Raw genomic sequence first — 20962 nt, forward strand, 5'->3', positions numbered from 1 at the left:
CTGACCTCACCGATCGAGTAGGAAATGTGCCGCCGAGTCTGATGCACGAGGTCGAGCGCGGGCTTCGTCGGGTGCTGGACCTCTAAGCTCCCGAAATCCACTGCGACACAATATAACTCGCAACGGTTAAGTACCGATAAGCAACATTATGTCAAGTAAAGCTCGCCGTTTTCATCAGATGAATCAGCCCCTGCCCGCCCAGGCTGTCCTGTCTCAATCTATCTGGCGGATTTCTCAATTGATCTGGCGGTTTTCGGCGTGCCGTCCGTGTCTCATCGAAGTTGGCGGTTAATGTCGTACCACTGCCGTACTGTCAGCGGCGAGATTTGAAGGAGTCGAATGGCAGCTCCACGTCTGCGCTCGCTACCGCGGAACGTCACCGATGTGACGCGAGTGTTGGCGTGCGTAGACGGGACTGTTCATAACATCCAGCTGTCGCCGGACGCCGGATCCGTGGCCGCCGAGCGCGCCACCCCCATCCGCGAGTTTTTCTCGTGGCCAGGTAAACGGAACTACGAAGGCCTCTACTGGTCGAGCACGAACCGCCGTCACGTGGACTTCGAGTCGCTCCTGGAGCGCGAGTACCTGCTGGTGGCGGACAGTGCACCTGACATTGTCGCCATCGCGGCGCAGCCACTGGCGCTGCTCTGGCCCCGTGCCGCAAAGGGAAACCGCGACCACGTACCGGATTTCTTCGTTCGACTTGCCAACGGCGATGGCCGATTGATCGACGTACGTACCCCGAAGGCAGCCGAGAAGCATGCCGAGCAGTCCGCCTTGACACGCAAAGTGTGCGATGAAATCGGCTGGGAATACGAGGTATTCACGGGCTTGCCGCCGGAGCTAGCCCAAAACCTGCGCTGGCTTGCCGGATATCGGCACGACCGCAACGCTCCCTCGGCAGGGCTCGCAGAGTCGATCGAGCACTGCTTCGCAGCACCGGTGCCACTGCAAGTCGGTCTCGACGAAGCCAGCTCGCGTACCGGCCGAAGCATCGAGGTCACCACCGCAAATGTGCTGCACCTGATATGGCGCAGAAAGCTGTCAGCAGACTTGACTCGGCCGCTTTCGATGTCCAGCGAGGTGTGGGCATGAAGACGGTTCGCCTCTTCGACATGCTGAATTATGACGGCCAGACGTGGCAGGTCGTGGCTCAGGATGGACCACAACTGGCACTCAAAGAGCTCATTTCAGGCCGCATTCGCAAGATCGGCGTGGCCGAACTTCTCGGCGACGAGAGCTACCTTCCCGACGTCCCCGACCGCCTACCGCAGCTTGACTCAGCCGCCATACTGGAGACGTTAGATCCTGTTGCCCGCGAACGCGTGTTGTTCCTCCGTCGCCACGTCGTTGAAGTGCTGACCGGCCAACTTCCCGCGGAGCTCGACGGACGCGATGAAGACTCATCGATAGCGATACGCCGTGAGTACGACTCGAAACTTCCGCTGAAGGATCGCATTGCCGCGAAGGTCTCCGAGTTGGCGGCAGCGAAAACCCCTGTCAGCTATCGGAGTCTGGAACGGTATATCAAGGCATACCGCCAAGATGGTATGGCAGGGTTGGTCGACGGACGGATGCAGCGGCAGTCCTCACCCACCGGACGGATCGACCCGGCAATAGTTTCCCTTCTCGAAGACGCCGTGAAGAGGCAAACGAACATCTCTACGGGAACCCGTTCCCGCGTCATCAAACAGGTCAGCCTGGAAGCCTCCCAGCTGGGCTTGCCGCTGCCCTCGCGGCCCACGCTGTATCGCGCGGTAGAGAGCCTTGAGAAGGCTCGGCACCCGTTCGGTGATGCGACAACCCGGCGCACACAAGCGAACCGGCCAGACCGAACTTGGGGGGGCCAGGCTCCGTCACGGCCAGGTGAACTGACCGAGGTCGACAGCACACCGATGGATCTGATGGTCATTTATCCAGACGGGTCGACTGGGCGCGTGGATCTGACGCTGATGCTCGACGTGGCTACCCGGACCTTGTGCTCGGCGATCCTCAGGCCGGTGGCTACGAAAAGTGTTGACGCGGCCGTGCTTCTCGCGCGAGCGCTGACTCCCCTGCCGATGCAACCCGGCTGGAGCCGATCGGTGGGTTTCTCGCGCTCAATCCTTCCCGTCGGCATGATCGAAGGTGATGAAGAGATTCGGGCCGGCGTGGCCGCGAAGCCCGTCATCGTGCCCGAATCGATCACCGTGGATCGAGGCAAGGTGTACGTCGGTTCGACGTTTCTCAATGCTTGCGAACGCCTGCAGATCAGCGTCACCAAGGCGGCGCCCCGCACTCCCACCGACAAGCCTCACGTGGAGCGAGTCTTCGCCGCCATAAACAGTGGATTTACTCAGTACCTCGCGGGATATGTCGGGCCGAACGTCGTGAAGCGCGGCGCAGCCCCGCATACAGAGGCGATGTGGACACTCGCTGAAGTGCAGAATCTTCTCGACCTTTGGATCGTCGCGGTCTGGCAGAATAAGCCACACCCCGGCCTTCGGCATCCGGCGATGCCGAAGAAGGATCTCACTCCGAACGAGGCCTACGCGGCGTTGGCATCAGTCGCGCCCACGGTAAACGTCGCCCTCGATCGCGACGACTACATCGGCCTGCTTCCGGTGACCTACCGGTCGATCCAGGGCTACGGCATCAACTTCGAAAGCCTGCACTACGACCATCCGGCCCTGCATCCCTACCGTCACGTCAAGAGCGGTTTACCGCTGCCGGCGAACGGTGGATGGGAAGTTCGGTACGACCCGTACCGTCTGCAGTCGATCTTCGTCCGTGACCATTTTCGGGGCGAATGGATCGAGGCTGAGTGGAGCCTCGCGAAAAAGGCGCTGGCGCCGTTCTCCCTCGACGTACTGCGCGCGGCGCGCAAGGCAGTGCAGAAGCGCGACGAGAACCCCAGCGGTGTTGATGTTCTTGCCGAGATCAGCCGTATCCAAACCGGTGGTGCCCGGACGGTCAAAGAACAACGAGCTGCCAAGCGGGACAGCGTGAACAAACCCGTGGTGCCGCCCTTATCCCCTACCACAAAGCGGGCTGAACCGGACGCTGACGAAGAGCGCCTGGCGAGCGTGTCCGCGATCAACGCGGCCTGTGCTACCCCACGGCGGGCAGCAGCTCGGCGCATCGACGATGAGGACGACGATTAGCCATGGCCGTACCCGATTCGCTGGCCGCATGGCGGGAGTTCGTCAACCGCCGAAATGTTCAGCCCGAACACCTCAGCATGAAGCAGATCAGTGCCCTCTCCCCTGCCGAAAAAGACGTCTATGACCAGCAACGCTTTGCCTGGTTAGGGGCAGATGTCGTGCTGGAGACGCCCGATACAGAGGCTTTGACACACCAGACGCGTGTGTTGATGGCGCGGAACACTGCGGAGTCGGCCACTGCGCGGCGTGGGCTTGCAATCTCCGGGTCCGCCGGCCGTGGGAAGTCGACGGCTGCCCTGCTGATCGGTCGTCGGCATGAACGGGTCACGCGTGCCAGGTTGAACCGTTACGACGACGCCTTCGCCCCGGTGGTCTACACCGTCGTCCCGCCCGGCACCACCCCGAAGATGATGATGCTGGCATTCGCCAACTTCCTCGGCCTGCTGGTCCCGAATAAGTCGACCGCGCAGGACCTGACCGAGCAGATCGTCGGGGTGATGCGGAGCCTGTCGGTGTCGTTGGTCCTCGTCGATGAGGTGCACAACCTCAAAACCAATCACCAGGCTGGCAGTGAAGCCGCGTCAGCGTTGAAGGTGTTCTCCGAAAGACTCGATGCAACGTTCATTTATGCCGGCATCGACCTCCTTCAGGCCGATCTGTTCGCCGGGCATATGGGTCGCCAACTGAAAGGCCGAATGGCCGTCCACCAGATGAGGAAATACGAGTTTGGGACAAAGGCACAGCGGGACAAATGGGCCGAACTCGTCCTCGGTGTCGAGGCACTGTTGCCGCTTGGACGGCATGTCGCCGGATCCCTCGAAACCGAGGCGACCTACCTCTACGACCGCACCGGAGGCTCCATCGGGTCACTCCGCGCACTCCTCAACGACGCGGCCATCGCTGCGATCCTGAATGGTGAAGAGCTGATCAACAGGAAGCTCCTCGACCTGACCGCCACCGATTTCGCAGCGGAAGAGGCCGCGGCGCGGACAGTAGAGGGCGACGCTCCGGCTCCAATGCCGTTAAAGAGGGCTGAATGACGATCACTCCCCTACCAGTTCGCACGCGCGCATTTCACGGCGAGAGCCTGGACTCGTACACGCGACGCCACGCGGCCCGAAACTTCTGCAGTCCTTCCGATGTTGATCGCGCCTTGCGCGAGCGTGGCGTCATCAGGTCGAGCAACCGTCGCGACCCCGATCGTCTACGGGCATGGCGATGTCTGGGCGGGCTACAGACGGACTCCTTCACCGCCCCTGACTACGTCCTCGACCAGGAGGTCACCGAGCGGGCGCTTTGCCTCCGCTGTACCAGGGGCGAGTCCGCCCGGGGGAAGCTCACCGGCATCGGGCTGGTGTGTGTTCGGCACAGGCGGTGGCTGGGCTCTCCGCAGATAGATCTGCACGGCTACTTCCCCGCTCTCGCCGCGGAGCGGCACTTCCGGCGACACCTTGCCGCTCGGGACGTCCTGCACGATTCCCTTCCCATGCTGATTGGTCGAGAATGCGCCAGTCCGGCGATCATCGGCGCTAGCGAGATCGACCGCCGCAGGAATGAATTCGGTATAGAGGCTGTCGATGCATTGACGTATCCCGAGCAAGTCAAGATCGCTCGGCTACTGTGTTTACCCGAATTTCTTTGCGCAGCAACAGATCCTGACACCGACTCAGCTCGGCGCAGTTCGATGGTTGCGCGAGAAGTGGAGAAGATCATCCCTGCTCACAACGATGCAGACCCGTGGCGAGCAACCAACCGGGTGTGGACGGCGATCACGCATTTGACCGCACGCCGGCGAGATGCCCGCATTTACGGAGTACCAATGCGCGACACGTACTACAACATCCTGCGGTTTATTCAGGAACCCGTGGTGGTCCGACCGTGAGTGCGTTGTCTGAGGCGCCGAGCTCGCGGAGCAGGGCGCGAGTCCGGCCTACTGCGCCCAATCCCCTGTTTCGGGGCTTGCTGACGATCGCTGGGACCAAGGGGCATCGATGACGTTCCAGCTCACCAACTATCAAGCCAAGTATTACGCACACGAGCTGCAGCGCAGCTACGCGAACGACCACGTCGGCAAGCTCGCCGGCCTACTATTCGATGCGCAAGTGGAGCCCAAGCCGCACCAGATCGATGCCGCGCTGTTCGCGTTGCAGACACCGTTCCTGCCAGGCGTCATCTTGGCTGATGAGGTGGGCCTCGGAAAGACGATCGAGGCGGGCATCGTCATCTCGCAGTACTGGGCGGAGCGTCGTCGCAGCATCCTGGTCGTGGCTCCGTCGAGCTTGCGGCAGCAGTGGCAGCAGGAGCTGTACGAGAAGTTCTTGATCCCGTCTGCCATCCTCGATCCGAAGTCGAAGGACTCCCTTCTTGCTCAGGCGGGCTCACGCTCGTCGGAGGTGTTGATCTGCTCCTACGAGTTCGCACTCCGGCATGAGACCTCCGTGCTCAAGGCGTGGGATCTGGTGGTCGCGGATGAGGCGCACCGTTTGCGGAACTACTGGACGGGCAAGACCAAGGCCGCCGAAGCTGTAGCGCATATCCTGCAGGGCGCCCACAAGACCGTGCTGCTCACGGCGACAGCGCTGCAGAACAAGCTTGAGGAACTGTACGGGTTGGTGTCGATCTTCGACCCGGGCTACTTCTACTCGCTTGATGCGTTTCGAGAGCGGTACGTCAAAAACCGCGACATTGGCGGCGATGACGACCTCGTTGAGCGCGTCGCGACGGTCTCGAAGCGCACGCTGCGGCGCGACGCGGACAAGTACATCCACTTCACCAAACGGCTGCCGCTGACAGTCGAGTTCACCCCGTCCGCCGCCGAAGTACGTCTGTATGACCTGGTGAACGACTATTTGCAGCGCGACGAGCTGTTCGCCTTCGCGGGGTCACAGCGTCATCTCTCCGCCCTGATCATCCGTAAGCGCCTCGGATCGTCGACTTATGCCGTCGCCAGCACCCTGGAAAACATCGCCAAGCGTCTGGCAGACGAGGTCGCCGCCGGGCAGCGACGCGACGGCCGTGGCGGTCTGGTCACCACTGACTTCGCAGTCGATGACGAGATCACCAGCGAGGAACTGGAGGACGCCGAGGAGATCGAGACAGCTGGGCCTGGCCGTGGCGCACCGTCAACATCTGGGTCGCTGGACGAGACTCTCCTGCAGGCCATGAGAGCCGAGGTTGCCGAGCTGCACGAGTACGCGGCCTTGGCGCGGTCGATCACGGTGAACCAGAAGGCCGTCAAGCTCATCGAGGCGCTCGACCTCGGATTCGAGCGGCTTCGCGAGCTGGGCGCTCCTGAGAAGGCCATCATCTTCACGGATTCGACCAAAACGCAGGACTACATCGCGCGTTCCCTTCGAGGGGCTGGTCGCGGTGACGGGCTGGTGCTATTCAACGGCTCGAACAACTTGGCCGAGCAGACGACGATCTACCAGGGCTGGCTCAATGCCAACCAGGACGGTGACCTGATCACCGGCATAGCTGCCGTGGATCGACGCAAGGCGCTTGTGGACTACTTCCGCAACGAGGGCACGATCATGATCGCCACCGAGGCAGCGGCCGAAGGTATTAACCTGCAATTCTGTTCGATGCTCGTCAACTACGACCTGCCATGGAACCCGCAGCGTGTCGAGCAGCGGATTGGTCGCGTACACCGCTTCGGGCAGAAGCACAACGTCGTCGTCGTGAACTTCTCAAACAAGGGCAACATCGCCGAGCAGCGCATCTTGGAGTTGCTGACGAACAAGTTCCAGCTGTTCTCCAGCGTGTTCGGCGCCAGCGACGAAGTGCTCGGCGCGATCGAGGATGGCCTGGACTTCGAGAAGACGATCAACGACATCCTCACCCGTTGCAAGTCTGCCAGCGAGCTGGATGCCGCGTTCAAGGAGCTCGAGGGCCAGTACGCCAGCGAGATCTCATGCGAGATGGCCAGCGCCAAGGCCAAGGTCTTCGACAACCTCGACCCGCACGTGCAGGATCGTCTGAAGGCTTATGACGCACAGTCCGGCGAGGTGCTGAACAAGTTCGAGCGCCTTCTGCTCGCGGTGACGCGGCACGAGCTGAATCGATTCGCCACCTTCGACGGCGACGGGCGCACCTTCGTACTGAACGAGTCACCCGTAAGGGGCGCGCCGACCGGACGCTATTTCTTCAAGTCGCAGCCGCTCGACAACGCCCACCAGTACCGCTACGCGAGCCCGCTCGCCCAGCACGTCGTCAATAGCTCAAAGGCTCACGACACCCCGGCACGTGAGCTGACGTTCTCACTCAGTCAGTCGGAGCGCGTCAGCAGCGCGATCCGAGCACTTGAGGGCACCGGCGGCGAGCTGACCGTCAGCCTTACGACTTTTCGTATGAAAGCACGCGACGAAGATGTCTCCGAGTCCTACATGCTCGCCGGCGCATTGAGCGACGATGGGCGCTGGCTCGACGAGGAGTACGTCGCGGACCTCCTCGGCCTGACTTGCATCGCGGTCGGTGAGCAGCCTGTAGTGATCGACGAGAGCCGCTTTGCGCCGCATCTAAATGCACGCCGGGCCGAGCTGGAGAAGGAAGTCCAGGGTCGCAACTCCCGCTATTACGACCAGCAGGAGGAGCTGCTTTACCGCAACCAGCAAGACCGCAAGGCCGAGCACGAGGGCGCAATCCGTGACTATCGGGCCAAGGAGAAGGAAGCCCGCCGGCTGGCACGTCAGGCCGACGACCCGATGGAGCAGTTACGGCTCAAGAAGGAAGCTCGTAAGTGGGAGCAGCGCGCCGAGGAAGCCGACGAGGACTTCCGCGACGTGCGCAAGAAGCTCCGCACCGAGGCCGACAAGTACCTCGAACTCATCGAGCAGTCGCTCCAGGGAACCCAGGACACGGAGCACCTGTTCACGATCCGTTGGCAGATAGCCAAATAGACCAGAGCCACTCGCACACCCGAAGCGAATTGCTGCAAAGATGAAAGAGATTCTCCTGAATGACTGATGAGATCTACGAAACACCGTCCACCACTCCCAACTTCCAGACCGAGCTGGCAGCGCAGCTGGCCCATCTGATTCCCGAGGCGATCGCCGACGGCAAAGTGGATGTCGAGAAACTGAAGGAACTGCTCGACGGTGACGCGGCCGACAGCAGCGAACGCTTCGGCCTGTTCTGGCCCGGAAAGAAGCGTGCGCTCCGTGCCGCGCAGGAGCCGACGACAGCGACGCTGAAGCCCGATTTCGAGAATTCGAAGGACTGGGACACCACCAAAAACGTCTTCATTGAGGGCGACAACCTTGAAGTGCTCAAGATCCTGCAGAAGCACTACCACGCCAAGATCAAGATGATCTACATCGATCCGCCGTACAACACCGGCAAGGACTTCGTCTACCCGGACAACTACAAGGAGGGACTCGACACCTACCTCGAATGGACACGACAAGTCAACGAGGAAGGCAAGAAGCTCTCGACCAACGCGGAAACCGAGGGTCGCTACCACTCCAATTGGCTCAACATGATGTATCCACGCCTCAAACTGGCGCGAAACCTGCTGACGGACGATGGCCTTATTTTTATTTCCATCGATGACAATGAGGCGTCGAATCTTAAGAGGTTGTGTGACGAAGTACTCGGAGAGAAGAACTTTGTTGCACAATTCGTTTGGAATACTGAAGGGCACACCGATAACCAGTTTCCGATCAAGATAAATCATGAATATATTCTGACCTATGCCCGGGACGCCCGAACCGCTCAGTTTGGCTATGCAATTGACCCGAACACGAGAGCCGACAGCAACCTTTGGGCGGGAATTGCAGAAAACTCAATCACCAAAAATGGCCCTGCAAACCCTCCAAGTGAAATACAATTGCCGGCCGGATTCCCTGTTGCCTCAACGGCGGAGGTTCGCCTCCCGCCATCGGATTTCCCCTCCGGACTAACTGATGCCATGAGGGTAGATAAGCTCTCGAGCAATCAACTGAAGCGGCGTTTCGGTTCAGTTCAATTCCCGCTACGATTCGATGAACTGCACGCAAAAGACGGGGTCCTGACACGCGAGTGTCGTTTCTATTCGGGCTGGGCAAATGCGAACAAGCTTAAACAATTCATCGATGGAGGATGCGTCAAATTCGCCGACGGCGATGCTGGCGAGATCGATTTCTATCTATCTGAAACCGGAGTAATTTACTACCGACGCGAACGCGGAAGCAAAGCGCGGAATATATTGTCGGTCCTCAGGAACATGGGGACCACCGAGAAAGCGAGTTCTGAACTCGCGCAAATGGGGTTGATGTTCAGCTACCCCAAGCCAACAGATCTCCTCGCTTATCTGATCGAAGTTGGGTGTGGGCCCGGGGAAATAATTCTTGACTTTTTCGCGGGTAGCGCGTCGACAGCCCACGCCGCAATGCTCCTGAATGCCCGCGACCATGGTGGTCGCCGTTTCATTATGGTGCAGCTCCCCCAGCCAACTGAAGATGGGTCGGAGGCTCGCAAGGCTGGCTTCAAGACGATTCCCCAACTCTCTAAAAAACGTATTGATCTAGCTGGGCAAGAACTTGTCGGAGTCACCGATGGTCAGTTCGATACAGGCGACACGGTCGATATCGGCTTCCGTGCGTACAGGCTCGCCGACACAAGCTTTTCCAAGTGGCGACTGTCGAGCGATATCGAGGAGGGCGCCCTCCAACAGCACCTGCTGAGCCTCCGCGACAGTGCGACTGACGAGGCGACGGCCGATGAGCTGGTAACCGAGATCCTGCTTAAGCAGGGCTACTCTTTGACCGAGGCTGTCTCGCCGGCTGCGGTGGGGGGACTCGACGTCCGACTCGTTCGTGACCGCGACGGAGACATCGCCGTGCTCGCCTACTTAGACGAACACACCAAGCCAACCCTTGAGCAGCTCCGCGCCCTCGTCGACGAGTCTCCGACACGGATCATCATCCTCGAAGACGCCTTCCAGGGCGACGACGAACTCAAGACCAACCTTGCCGAGCTCGCAAAGAGCAAGGGCATAGAGCTCTGGACGGCGTGATGAGCGGATCAGGATTTCAGTTCGACGCCAGCCAGCCGTATCAGCTGGATGCGATCGCATCCGTGGTCGACCTGTTCGACGGGCAGCCGAAAGATGCGGAGAAGCTCGTCACGGCGCTGCGTGGTGCGGCAGTGCTGCCCGACTCGGAAGAGGGAGCGCTTGATATCGACCTCACTCAGGAGGTTGGTGCCGTTGGTAACAGCCTCGTGCTCGATCACGACCTGATCCTCGCGAATCTCCAGCGGGTGCAGGATCGGAGCGGTCTTGAGGTCGCACCGCAGCTCTACGACGATGCGCTCGATTTCGACATCGAGATGGAGACAGGCACCGGCAAGACCTATGTCTACCTGCGCACGATCTTCGATCTGGCCGTTAGGTACAACTTCACCAAGTTCGTCATTCTCGTGCCCAGTGTTGCAATCCGGGAGGGCGTCAGCACGAGCATCCGGCTCATGCGAGAGCACTTCGAGAACCTCTACAAGCCGCAGGGCATCACGTTCGATGCCTCGATCTACAGCGGCAAGAGCGCCGAGGAAGTGCAGTCGTTCGCAACGTCGACGAATGTGCAGATCCTCATCATGACGATCGACTCGATCCGTGGCAACGCGAACACCCGCATCATCCATCAGACCCGTGACAAGTTGAACGGCCTGCGGCCCATTGACTACCTGAAGGCGACTCACCCGGTCGTCATCATGGACGAGCCGCAAAATATGGAGTCTCAGCTCTCACAGTCGGCAATTGGCGAACTCGACCCCGTCTTCACGCTGCGCTACAGCGCGACCCACAAGAAGCAGCGCAATGTCGTCTACCGCCTTGACCCAGTCGATGCCCACGACCTCGGGCTGGTAAAGCAGATCGTCGTTGCCGAAGTGCAGCAGCAGGGCGCGGACGCGACGCCGTACATCAAGCTCGTCGACGTGCGGCGTGAACCGTCCTGGTCGGCCCGGCTGGAACTGTCCTGCCGCAAGGCCGATGGATCGCTCGAACGGCGCATCGTGAGTGTGAAGCAGCATCAGGAACTCTCAGACCCGCGCATCACCGACAACCCGATCTACGAGGGTTGGCGCATCAACGAAATGAGCATCGAGCCCGCCTACGTCGACCTCACCACATACGGCTTCCTCGAGGAAGGAGAGAGTATCGGCGCATCCGCCGGCGCGATTTACAAGGAGATGATCCGCGAGACCATCCGCGAGCACCTACGCAAGGAGTCGATGCTGCGCGCGAAGGGCATCAAGGTGCTCAGCCTCTTCTTCGTCGACAAGGTCGCCAGTTACCTGGGCGATGGCACCAACAACGATGACGCGAACGGCGACTTTGTGAGCTGGTTCGATGAGGTTTTCGTCGAGGAGCGTGCCAAGTCCGCGCGCTACCAAGAGTTGCTCACGCAGACGCCGATCGAGCTTCGACGCGCCTACTTCTCCCAGATCAAGCGCGGCAAGACGACCACGTTCCAGGACTCGTCCGGCACAACCAAAGCCGATGACGATGCCTACGAACTGATCATGCGGGACAAGGAGCGACTGCTCGACGAGAACGAGCCGGTACGGTTCATCTTCAGCCACTCCGCCCTGCGCGAGGGCTGGGACAACCCCAATGTCTTCCAGATATGCACTCTGCGCGAGATGGGCGCCGAGACCGAACGCCGCCAGACCCTCGGGCGCGGCCTGCGTCTGCCCGTTGCGAAGACCGAGGACGGCTACGCCCGGGTAGCCGACCGTGGAGTCGCGACACTGACGGTGGTGGCGAACGAGTCGTACACGAAGTTCGCGGATGCCCTGCAGAAGGAGTACAAGGAGGCCGGCGTTGAGATCGGCCGGGTGCGCAAAGCCGAGTTCTCGAAGATCCCGCTACAGGACGAGAACGGCGCCCCCACCGACGACCAGTTCGGGTACCAGCGTTCCCTGCTCGTATGGGAACACCTCAAGGACAAGGACTTCATCGACAAGGAAGGCACCGTCACCTCGAAGTTCCAGCCGAACCAGCTCGGTTTCAGCCTCGACCTGCCGGCCGACTTCGCCTGGGCGGAGGGCGCCATCATCGAGCTGGTCGAGCGCGCGCACATCGGCAAGTACGTCAAACCGGTCAGCAAGCGCAAGCCGCGCAGACCCAACAAGCAGCTCTACTCAACGCCAGAATTCGAAGAGTTCTGGGAGACGATCAGCCGTAAAACGACCTACCGCGTCACGGTTGTTCGTGACGACCTGATTAAGAATGCGGTCAAGGCTGTTCGCGAGGCTCCGAAAATCGACCCACTACGCATCCTGATCACTCGCGCCGGAGTGCGGCTACTTCGAGGTGGAGCCAAAGGCGAAGAACTCGGCACCCGCTCGGCAGATCTTAAGGGCAGTTACGACTTACCGGACATCATCACGGAGCTGCAGGAGACGACGTCCCTGACCCGCAAGACCATCGTCGACATCCTGATCGGTAGCGGCCGGTTGGGCGAGTTCATCGGCAACCCGAACGACTTCATCGCGATGGTCAAGCGTGCGCTCCAGGCCGAGTTGGCCAAGATCGTGGTCGAGGGGATCCAGTACGAGAAGATCGCGGGGTCGGTCTACGAGCTTCGTGAGCTACAGAAGGATGGCGAGGAGGAGAAGGAACACTTCCTTGACCAGATGTACAAGGTCCAGCACACCCAAAAGACGGACTTCGACTACGTCGTCTTCGATTCCGACGTTGAGCGCCAGTTCGCCGAGCTACTCGACTCACGCGAGGACATCAAGCTGTTCATGAAACTCCCCACGAAGTTCAAGATCGACACACCCGTTGGCCCCTACAACCCCGACTGGGCGATCATCAAGCACGAGGGCGGCGAAGACCGGATCTACATGATCCGCGAGACGAAGAGCACTCTCGATGATTCGAAGCTTCGTCCCATCGAGTTGGCGAAGATCAAGTCCGCCAAGCACCACTTCGAAGCCATCGGTGTCGAAAATTACGCGCGGGCGGTGCCGGGAGCGTGGCGGCTATGACGAACAGGTACTCGATAGCAATGTCGTTCGGAGACCTCAGCGATGAGTGAGACTGCCCGATCGTGGCTGAACAGCCTGACGAGCCTCTACACGCCGACGTCGACGCAGTTCGACGCGGCCAGGAGCCACCGCGCCTCGATCGAGTCGCGGTTGGATGCTGCTATCGGCATCTACCGCATGTTCGAGATCGGTTCACTGCGGCACGGCACGGGTATCTGGCAGTACAGCGACGCCGACTATCTCGTATCGCTCAAGGGCGACAAACCAGCATCACCGTGGACGACACTGACTAAGGTCAAGGAAGCGCTTCAGCAGCGCTTCCCGGGGACCAGCGTTGTGATCCGCCAGCCTGCCGTCGTCTGCAACTTTTCAGATGGATTGGTTGAGGTTGTTCCCGGGTTCATCAGCGACAGCGGCTATTGGATTGCCAACCCCGCCGGTGGCTGGATGAAGAGTCATCCAGAAGAGCACAACGAGTATGTCAACTCGATCAACAGTAAGCACAACGGTGGGGCGAAGACGCTCGCTCGTCAGTTGAAGATCTGGAAGTACCTTCGCAACGTCCCGATTTCGTCCTGCTACCTCGAGATGCGGGGCGCCAAACATCTCGACGGTGAGTCAGCGTACTTGCCCTTCTGGGATCTCTATCTCGCGCTCGACAAGATGTACGACGCGAACCTGGCGGCGATGAACGACCCAACCGGCCTGGGTTCGCGGTACGGGGCATGCTCGTCGGAAGCGAACCGACTGGACGCGCTCTCCAAGCTTGGCACCGCCGTCGTCCGCGCCAACAAAGCCCGGGAGTTTGAGGCGGACGGAAAGCACGCCCAGGCAATCGAGCAGTTGAAGCTGCTCTTCAACAGGTAGCAGCCGACCATGACAGATACTGGCGATTACACCCCACCCGCGACAGGAGTGACGCTCCTGAGCCGTCAGGACGAACCCGATGCGTTGCGCCTTCTCATCGCCCAGAAACGTCTGTACTCGCGTGCCAAGCGTTGGGTCTCAATTCGCTGGTTCGGGATGCTCGTCATCGGCTTCGCCGCGCCCATCGTTGCGGTGATCTGGCCTCAGAGCAGTGTGGTGGTTGGCAGCATCGCGGGAGCGTGGCTCTTCCTCGGACGCACTCTGCTGATGCACGGTCAGAAGAAGAGCACGGAGCAGGCTGCTGCCGTGCAGGAGCAGTTCGACTTCTACGTCTACGGCATGCCCTCGGGGACGCCTCGCCCGAAGCTGCCATCGCTTGAGGACATCTCGCTGGCCGCTGGGCCTGACGGGGAGCTCGTCGCCGTTGCCGAGCAGGAGGAGATGCTTGGCTGGTACGTCGTCGCCGAAGACGATCCGGGCGAAGTTGCGGTTGCGATCGCTCAACGCTCGAACGCCGCATACAGCTATCGCCTCCTGAGGTCTACCGGGATCGTCTGGTCGGTAGTTGCTGTGCTCTGGGCAGTGGCACTCACCACGATCTGTGTCGTCACCGGGCTGACGCTCGTGACATTCCTGCTCGGGGTCGTCCTGCCGCTGCTACCTGCGTTCCTCGATGTGACCGAGTACATCGTCGCGATCGTGCGCTCGGCAAAAGACCGCGAGGCGCTCTATCGAGAGATCGAAAGCAGAATCGGCAACGAGGATGAGTCGATCACCGGCGAGAACCTGCGCGTCTGGCAGGAGTCGCTTTTCGAGCTCCGTCGCGACACGCCCGCAGTCCCGGATTTCATCTACAAGCTCCAGCGTCGAAAGAACGAGGCAGCGATGTCAGCCGCCGCCGCGCAGTTGAGCAAGCGTGCTCGCCAGCAGGGCGAATGACAACCACATACCGGGATCGGGCTACACACGCCCGCCGACGTGCACTTCGGGCTGGCCGCCGCCAAGGCCGTCGACCGGCAAGCCGTGCTCACCGACGCCCGCGCCCGACACCCGCACCGCTTCGGCACCACCCGCGCACCGAAGATCCTGCACCTGCCCGACACCGTCTGGATCAACCCACCAGCCCAGGAGGCCGACACGACAGCCGCTTAACACCCGATGGACTCAAACGCCTTGACAAATTCCGCATCACCAATCGAGTCAACTGAGGGAGCATCCGATGAGTGCGCCGTACGTTTCGATCAAACGGCTGGTGGACAACTCGCTCGCGGCGATGCTGGCTGCGGTCGAGGTCTACAACAAGCCGCAGATGACGTACCGCGACGAGGTCACCGTCATGCTCATTGTTAACGCCTGGGAGCTGGCGCTCAAGGCTACGCTGCGGCAGAAGAACCGCTCGATCTTCTACCCGAAGCAGCGGGGCGAGCGGTACCGCTCAGTCGGGCTCGACGACGCGCTGGGGAGGGTCAGCGCGAACAAGCTCTGGCCCGCCAGCATCGATGGTCCTGCGGCCACTGCCAACGTTAAGGCGCTGGCTGAGTACCGAGATCGAGCCATCCATCTTTACAACGCGCAAGGGTTGGGTGCGGTGATCTACCCCTTCCTGCAGCAGAACGTCCTGAACTACCGGGACTTCATGCTGGCGAAGTTCAAGAAGGATCTGGCCGACTCGATGACCTGGCAACTGCTGCCACTGGGAGCAACGGCGCCGGCCGACGCAGTTCAGTTCATGAAGGTCGACAGGAACGCCACGATGGTGGCTGAAGTGCAGGAGTTCATTGATGAGCTGCGACACCTCATGGACGACGTCGAGGCCGCTGGCAGCGACATGGCGCGCGTGGCAACGGTCTACGACATCAACATGCAGTCGGTGAAGAAGATGACCAGCGCCGATCTCGTCGTCGCCGTCTCGCCGACCGCGGACGGGCAAATCGTCGTGCGCAAAACCGACCCAAACCAGACTCACCCGTACAGCACGACAGAGCTACTCGACAAGGTGAACGAGAAGCACAAGGGCCGGAAGCTGACGACGTATGACTACCAGGCGATCTGTTGGAAGGAGTCGCTGCGCGAGAACACCAAGTACGCGTGGAAGCACAGCAACGGGGCCGCGCACGTCTGGTCAGGCGACGCGGTCAGCTACTTGGCATCGTTGACTGATGAGCAATACGACGCGATTCGCGCGGAATATCGGGAGCACCTGCAGCAGTGAGCCTCCTGCAGCTGCCGGGAGCGAAAGAGCGGGCCTTCCGTCGGCGCAAGAAGAAGTCCAGATTCTGAATTTCTGCGCGCCCGAGACTCCCCCTGCCGGTCGTTCCATAGAATCCTGAACCGCCAACTATATTGCGACGCAACGCTAACGGCACGTCTCAGTTGAATTGGCGGTTACCAGGTCGAACCCGACAACTAAATTGAGACCGGACACAGGCTTCGTCCGCCTGCGCCGCCCATGGAGGCCAAAGCGCAAGGACAACAGCGGCATTCGCGATGTAATCCACCCAACCCGGTGCCCTTATCGAGCCGGCTTCCTCGACCCTGGCCGACCAAACGTTGCCGATGCGATGGACCTACCTGCACGGATGTGGTATTGATTCATCAGATGATTCAATGATTCATCGGATGATACAGGGGTTGGGAGGCCGGATTGCCCGTCGACAAGAGCGGTCGCGTGTTCCTCGTGGGCTCGGTGCCGCTGCTGCATCCCGAAGTCCAGACCGTCGATGAGATGCTCGATGGCTGGCGCAACCAGCAGCTGTGTCGCAACCTGGCCCACGACACGATCGAGCCTCGGATCGCGACGGTCCGGCGGTTCATCGACCAGACCAACGAGTTCCCGTGGTCGTGGACGCCGGCCATCGTTGAGGAGTTCTTCGGCGACTTGCGCAGCATCAAAGGTCGCCGGCAGTCCACGGTGCGCGGCTATCAAAATACGTTGCGGCTGTTCTGCTCCTACATCGCCGACCCGGACTACGGCTGGGACCGGGTCTGCGAGCAGCGGTTCGGCACCCATCCTGCCCAGGTGTTCTTCGCGTGGAACAGCGCGACCCATGTCCAGGACAACGAGCAGTCCCCCGAGAAACGGCCGTTCACCAAACAAGAGCTGCAGGACTTCTTCGACCACGCCGACGACCAGGTCACCGTGATCGCCAATTCCAGGAAGAAGGGCTGGTTACCGGCTTACCGCGATGCCGTGATGTTCAAGGTCGCCTACTCCTACGGGTTACGGTTCAACGAACTACGACACCTGCAGACGGTCGACTTTTCCCGCAATACCCACGCTCGAGAGTTCGGCCACTACGGCGTGGTTAAGGTCCGCTACGGCAAGGCCAAGAAAGGATCGCCACCCAAACGCCGTACCGTGCTGACCGTGTTCGACTGGACGCCGGAAGTCGTCGCCGACTGGCTGACCCATGGGCAACCCTATATGGACGACGGCATCGACCTGTTTCCCAGCGAGCGCGGCGCCCTGGTCGCCGAGAGGACGCTGTTGCGCAGGTTTCGGCGCTACTGCCAGGACCTCGGCCTGTCCGACGGACTCGACATGCACTCATTTCGCCGGTCCTACATCACCCATCTCATCGAAGACGGTTGGGACGCCAAGTTCGTCCAGGATCAAGCCGGCCACGAATACGCCAGCACTACCTCGCTGTACACGGGTGTCTCCAGTGATTTTCGGACCCGGACCCTGCGTCAGGTGCTTGATCGCACCGTCAAGGATGCGCTTGCGCTCGGAGAGGAGACATCGTGAAACGCGAAGTCGACTACAGTTGGCGCCTTGCTGAGCTGATGGCCGCCCACGGCATGCACAACAGCACCGAGCTGATCCCCCTACTCGCCGAACGCGGGATACAGCTCTCACGCCCGCAGGTCTACCGCGTCGTACATCAACGCCCCGAACGGATCTCGCTGCAACTGATGGCAGCCCTCTGCGACATCCTCGGCTGCGGGGTCGAGGACCTGGTGACCGTGACCGCTACCGATGTCCGCCGGCGAAAGACCGCCTCCGGCACCTCACCTTCGCCACCGCCCAACGTCGTCGAACTCAACAAATCAGTACGGCCCCGACGAGCGCGCATCATCACCGATGGCGCCGATTAAGCCCACACCGCGCTCCACCCGACGTGGGCGCCCACCCGTCACGAACGGAGCCGCCGAGTGCAGCCGCTGCCACCGCAAGGCCAACAAGCTGCGCGTGGAATGGCCCGGTGACCGGTTGTGCCACAGCTGTTTTTACAGCGCCATGCGCACCCACGGCATCTGCCCGAACTGCGGACACGACGGCGTCCTGCCCGGCCGTTGCCGCCACGACGACCCACGGCCGGTCTGCCTGCTCTGCGCCGGCATCGCCGGCAACTACACCTGCAAAACCTGTGGGCGGGAAAGCGAACTCTACCGCCGAGGCGAATGCGCCCGATGCACGCTACGCGAAGACCTGTGCAAGATTCTGCTGCACCACCCGGCCGACCCTGCCGCCATGCACACCCTCATCGAAGTCCTGTGCGGCGTGGACCGACCCGAGAGCATCCTGACCTGGAAACGCAACGTCGAGGTGCTCAGATTGCTCGGCGCGATCACCTCGGGTGCTATACCGCTCACCCACGACGGGCTCACCGCGGCCGGGCCCGGCCGCCACGTCGATCACCTCCGCAGCCTCCTGCAGCACCACGGACTGCTCCCCCAACGCGACGAACATCTCGCCCGCTTCGAGGTCTGGCTCGCCGGCAAGCTCGACGCCATCGCCTCGCCGACCATCCGCGCCCCTGTCGAGCAGTTCGCCACCTGGCACCACCTGCGCCGCCTGCGCAGCATGTCCAAGCCAGGTCAAGGCACCGACGGGCCGAGACGCTCAGCGCAGCAAGAGATCACCGAAACGATCAAATTCCTCACCTGGCTGCACAGCACCCACCACCGTGCGGTCGCCCAGTGCACACAACGCGACGTCAACGAGTACCTCGCCTCCGGTCCGACCACCCGCCATTCGATCCGAACCTTCTTCATCTGGGCCACCGGCGCGAAGATCACCACCGGCGTAAAGATCGGATTCCGACAATCCAGAACCACGCCGACGATCACCCAGGAGCAACGTCTGGCCTGGATCAACGAGATGCTTACCGGCGACTCCGAAACCCTTCCCTACCGAATCGCCGGGGGCCTCCTTCTGCTCTACGCCCAACCGCTGACGAAGATCTCCGCGCTGGAGACCACCGCCATCGCCCGAAAAGATGGCGAGACCCGTATCGCACTCGGTACCGAACCAGTCCCAGTCCCCGAGCCGTTCGCCTCACAGCTCAACTACTACCGGGGCCACCGCCCCAACCTGCGCACCGCAGGAGGTGCCGTCGGCACGCCTTGGCTATTCCCCAGCAGCCGACCAGGCCGACACTTCGACCCCCAGACCATCATGAAGCGGCTCGGCTCCCTCGGGATCGACCTGCAAGGCGCACGCAACACCGCGCTGCAGGAACTCGTCTCCGAAATCCCCGCCCCCGTCGTCGCCGAGATGCTCGGCTACAGCGACCAGGTCACGCAGAAACACGCCACCGAATCCGGCAACACCTGGGGAAAGTACGCGCACACCCGCTCCCGCCGCGCAGCAGCGGTCCACGACGGCCTCGTACACTTACCTCCGGTCGACAACCGTGAGGTCGGCCGGAAACGCAAGACTGAGAAACTGACGCTGAAAACAGATCGTGACGATGAGCTGCGCAACCTGGAAGACCGAGACCAGCGGCGCCTTAGGGACATCGAAGCTCACGATGCGGCCGTACGTTCCATCGGCGATGCCCAGGCCGCACTGCGGGCCGCAGAAGAACGGCTCACCTGCACGGTGTTGACGGCACGTCAAGCCGGCATGTCCTGGGCCAAAATTGGTGCAGCAGCCGGCATGTCGACGCAAAACGCTCATCAACGCTGGGCACGACGTGCCCGGACCGTGGGTCATTGAACCGAGGAACCGAACTAGCCGAGAGATCGATATCGACAGCACATACGTGGTCGCATCTGAAGCCTGCATTTAGCAACTGCTCGCCAGCTGCGAGCTGAAGTCGGCGCGCCTCAACGCCGCCGCGGGCATCACCGCCCTCAGCGGCGTCCTCAACCCGGCCCGTTGACGTCCGGTTGTGAGTTCGATGTCAAAAGTCGTCGTGGCCCCTTGGATCGCAGATCCTCGTCGGTAGATTGAGATGGTGCGGACTACTGCCCTTCGTCGGAGGGCGCCCAGGATGAGCCTGGCGGCAGGCATCGCACCGCTCCTGCTAGCAGGCGTACTCGCCCCGACAGCCACGGCGGCTGTCCCCTTGGGCGGAGGATCTGGCATCAGTGTTAACGGCACGCTGTGCACCCTGACGACGATCGGTCACGACAGCTCCGGTGATCTGGTCGGGTTCACCTCAGCACACTGTGGTGGCCCAGGCGCCACCGTCGCTGTCGAAGACGCCGGGGCGGTGGGCAAAGTAGTAGCCGCCAATGCGGGCCCGGACTACGCCGTGATCAGATTCGACCCCGCCGCGGTGACGCCGACCCCCGACGCCGACGCTTTCCCCATCAACGGCATCGGCGCAGCTCCGCCACCCGGTCAGACACAGTGGGCGTGCCAGCAGAGCCGGGCGACTGGGCACGTGTGCGCCAACGTGGTGGGCTCGGTCGTCATCGACACCCGCCCGCCGGGCACCGAAACCTCACCGGAGAAGGCGCAGAAAATCCAGCAAGCCACCGCCACCTTCGACGCCATCGAATGCGCCAACCCCGGCGACGACGGGGCGCCTGTCACCGTCGGCGACCTGCTGGTCGGCATGATCCGCGGCGGGTTCACCCCGACCGGCGAAGCGTGCCCGCAGCCGTTCGTTGCCCCACCGCATGCCCACGTGCCGCAGAGCACGCGCACCGTAGTGGTGTCGATCGACGCGATCCTCGGCGACGCGAATGTCAAAGGCGGGCCGGGAGCGGGGTTCGTTCCGATCCCGGGGTGAACTTCGTCT

General features: G+C 61.6%; 13 protein-coding genes and 3 pseudogenes. All 16 read left to right on the forward strand.

The genetic code is table 11. The features are described 5' to 3' along the window. Nucleotides 1-86: pseudogene (locus AC2VON_RS12070) on the forward strand (type II toxin-antitoxin system PemK/MazF family toxin); the annotation flags it as partial. Between the two features lie 367 nt (nucleotides 87-453). Beyond that, complete coding sequence (locus AC2VON_RS12075; RefSeq protein WP_486953180.1) at nucleotides 454-1095, forward strand: TnsA-like heteromeric transposase endonuclease subunit; 642 nt, start codon at nucleotides 454-456, stop codon at nucleotides 1093-1095. Then, nucleotides 1092-3143, forward strand: a complete 2052-nt coding sequence (locus tag AC2VON_RS12080; RefSeq protein ID WP_486953181.1) for a Mu transposase C-terminal domain-containing protein — start codon at nucleotides 1092-1094, stop codon at nucleotides 3141-3143. Before AC2VON_RS12075 ends, AC2VON_RS12080 begins: the two co-directional genes overlap by 4 nt. A gap of 2 nt (nucleotides 3144-3145) precedes the next feature. Further along, nucleotides 3146-4183 carry an ATP-binding protein gene (locus AC2VON_RS12085; RefSeq protein ID WP_486953182.1) on the forward strand — a complete coding sequence of 346 codons (1038 nt, stop codon included), beginning with the start codon at nucleotides 3146-3148 and terminating at the stop codon, nucleotides 4181-4183. After that, nucleotides 4180-5025, forward strand: a complete 846-nt coding sequence (locus AC2VON_RS12090; protein ID WP_486953183.1) for a hypothetical protein — start codon at nucleotides 4180-4182, stop codon at nucleotides 5023-5025. Before AC2VON_RS12085 ends, AC2VON_RS12090 begins: the two co-directional genes overlap by 4 nt. A gap of 109 nt (nucleotides 5026-5134) precedes the next feature. Next, nucleotides 5135-8041 carry an SNF2-related protein gene (locus AC2VON_RS12095; protein ID WP_486953184.1) on the forward strand — a complete coding sequence of 969 codons (2907 nt, stop codon included), beginning with the start codon at nucleotides 5135-5137 and terminating at the stop codon, nucleotides 8039-8041. 59 nt (nucleotides 8042-8100) lie between these two features. Further along, on the forward strand, nucleotides 8101-10137 hold the full coding sequence (locus AC2VON_RS12100; RefSeq protein ID WP_486953185.1) for a site-specific DNA-methyltransferase: 2037 nt from the start codon (nucleotides 8101-8103) through the stop codon (nucleotides 10135-10137). Beyond that, nucleotides 10137-13118, forward strand: coding sequence for a restriction endonuclease (locus tag AC2VON_RS12105; RefSeq protein ID WP_486953186.1), 2982 nt, complete (start codon nucleotides 10137-10139; stop codon nucleotides 13116-13118). The genes AC2VON_RS12100 and AC2VON_RS12105 overlap by 1 nt, the downstream gene beginning before the upstream one ends. Before the next feature lie 42 nt (nucleotides 13119-13160). After that, nucleotides 13161-13985 carry an SMODS domain-containing nucleotidyltransferase gene (locus AC2VON_RS12110; RefSeq protein ID WP_472436030.1) on the forward strand — a complete coding sequence of 275 codons (825 nt, stop codon included), beginning with the start codon at nucleotides 13161-13163 and terminating at the stop codon, nucleotides 13983-13985. Between the two features lie 9 nt (nucleotides 13986-13994). Further along, complete coding sequence (locus tag AC2VON_RS12115) at nucleotides 13995-14924, forward strand: S-4TM family putative pore-forming effector (protein ID WP_486953187.1); 930 nt, start codon at nucleotides 13995-13997, stop codon at nucleotides 14922-14924. A gap of 6 nt (nucleotides 14925-14930) precedes the next feature. Further along, nucleotides 14931-15137: pseudogene (locus AC2VON_RS12120) on the forward strand (IS3-like element ISAar46 family transposase); the annotation flags it as partial. A gap of 67 nt (nucleotides 15138-15204) precedes the next feature. Beyond that, a complete protein-coding gene (locus AC2VON_RS12125; protein WP_486953188.1) occupies nucleotides 15205-16197 on the forward strand; it encodes a DUF3644 domain-containing protein in 993 nt (330 codons plus the stop codon). Nucleotides 16198-16629: 432 nt separating this feature from the next. Continuing rightward, entirely contained in the window at nucleotides 16630-17733 is a 1104-nt protein-coding gene (locus AC2VON_RS12130) for a tyrosine-type recombinase/integrase (protein WP_486953189.1), read from the forward strand. Beyond that, entirely contained in the window at nucleotides 17730-18083 is a 354-nt protein-coding gene (locus tag AC2VON_RS12135) for a helix-turn-helix domain-containing protein (RefSeq protein WP_486953190.1), read from the forward strand. The genes AC2VON_RS12130 and AC2VON_RS12135 overlap by 4 nt, the downstream gene beginning before the upstream one ends. Nucleotides 18084-18225: 142 nt before the next feature. After that, nucleotides 18226-19554: pseudogene (locus AC2VON_RS12140) on the forward strand (hypothetical protein); the annotation flags it as partial. Between the two features lie 652 nt (nucleotides 19555-20206). Beyond that, on the forward strand, nucleotides 20207-20953 hold the full coding sequence (locus AC2VON_RS12145) for a chymotrypsin family serine protease (protein ID WP_486953191.1): 747 nt from the start codon (nucleotides 20207-20209) through the stop codon (nucleotides 20951-20953). Nucleotides 20954-20962: the final 9 nt, after the last annotated feature.

This window comes from Mycobacterium sp. TH-M82 (assembly GCF_057473605.1).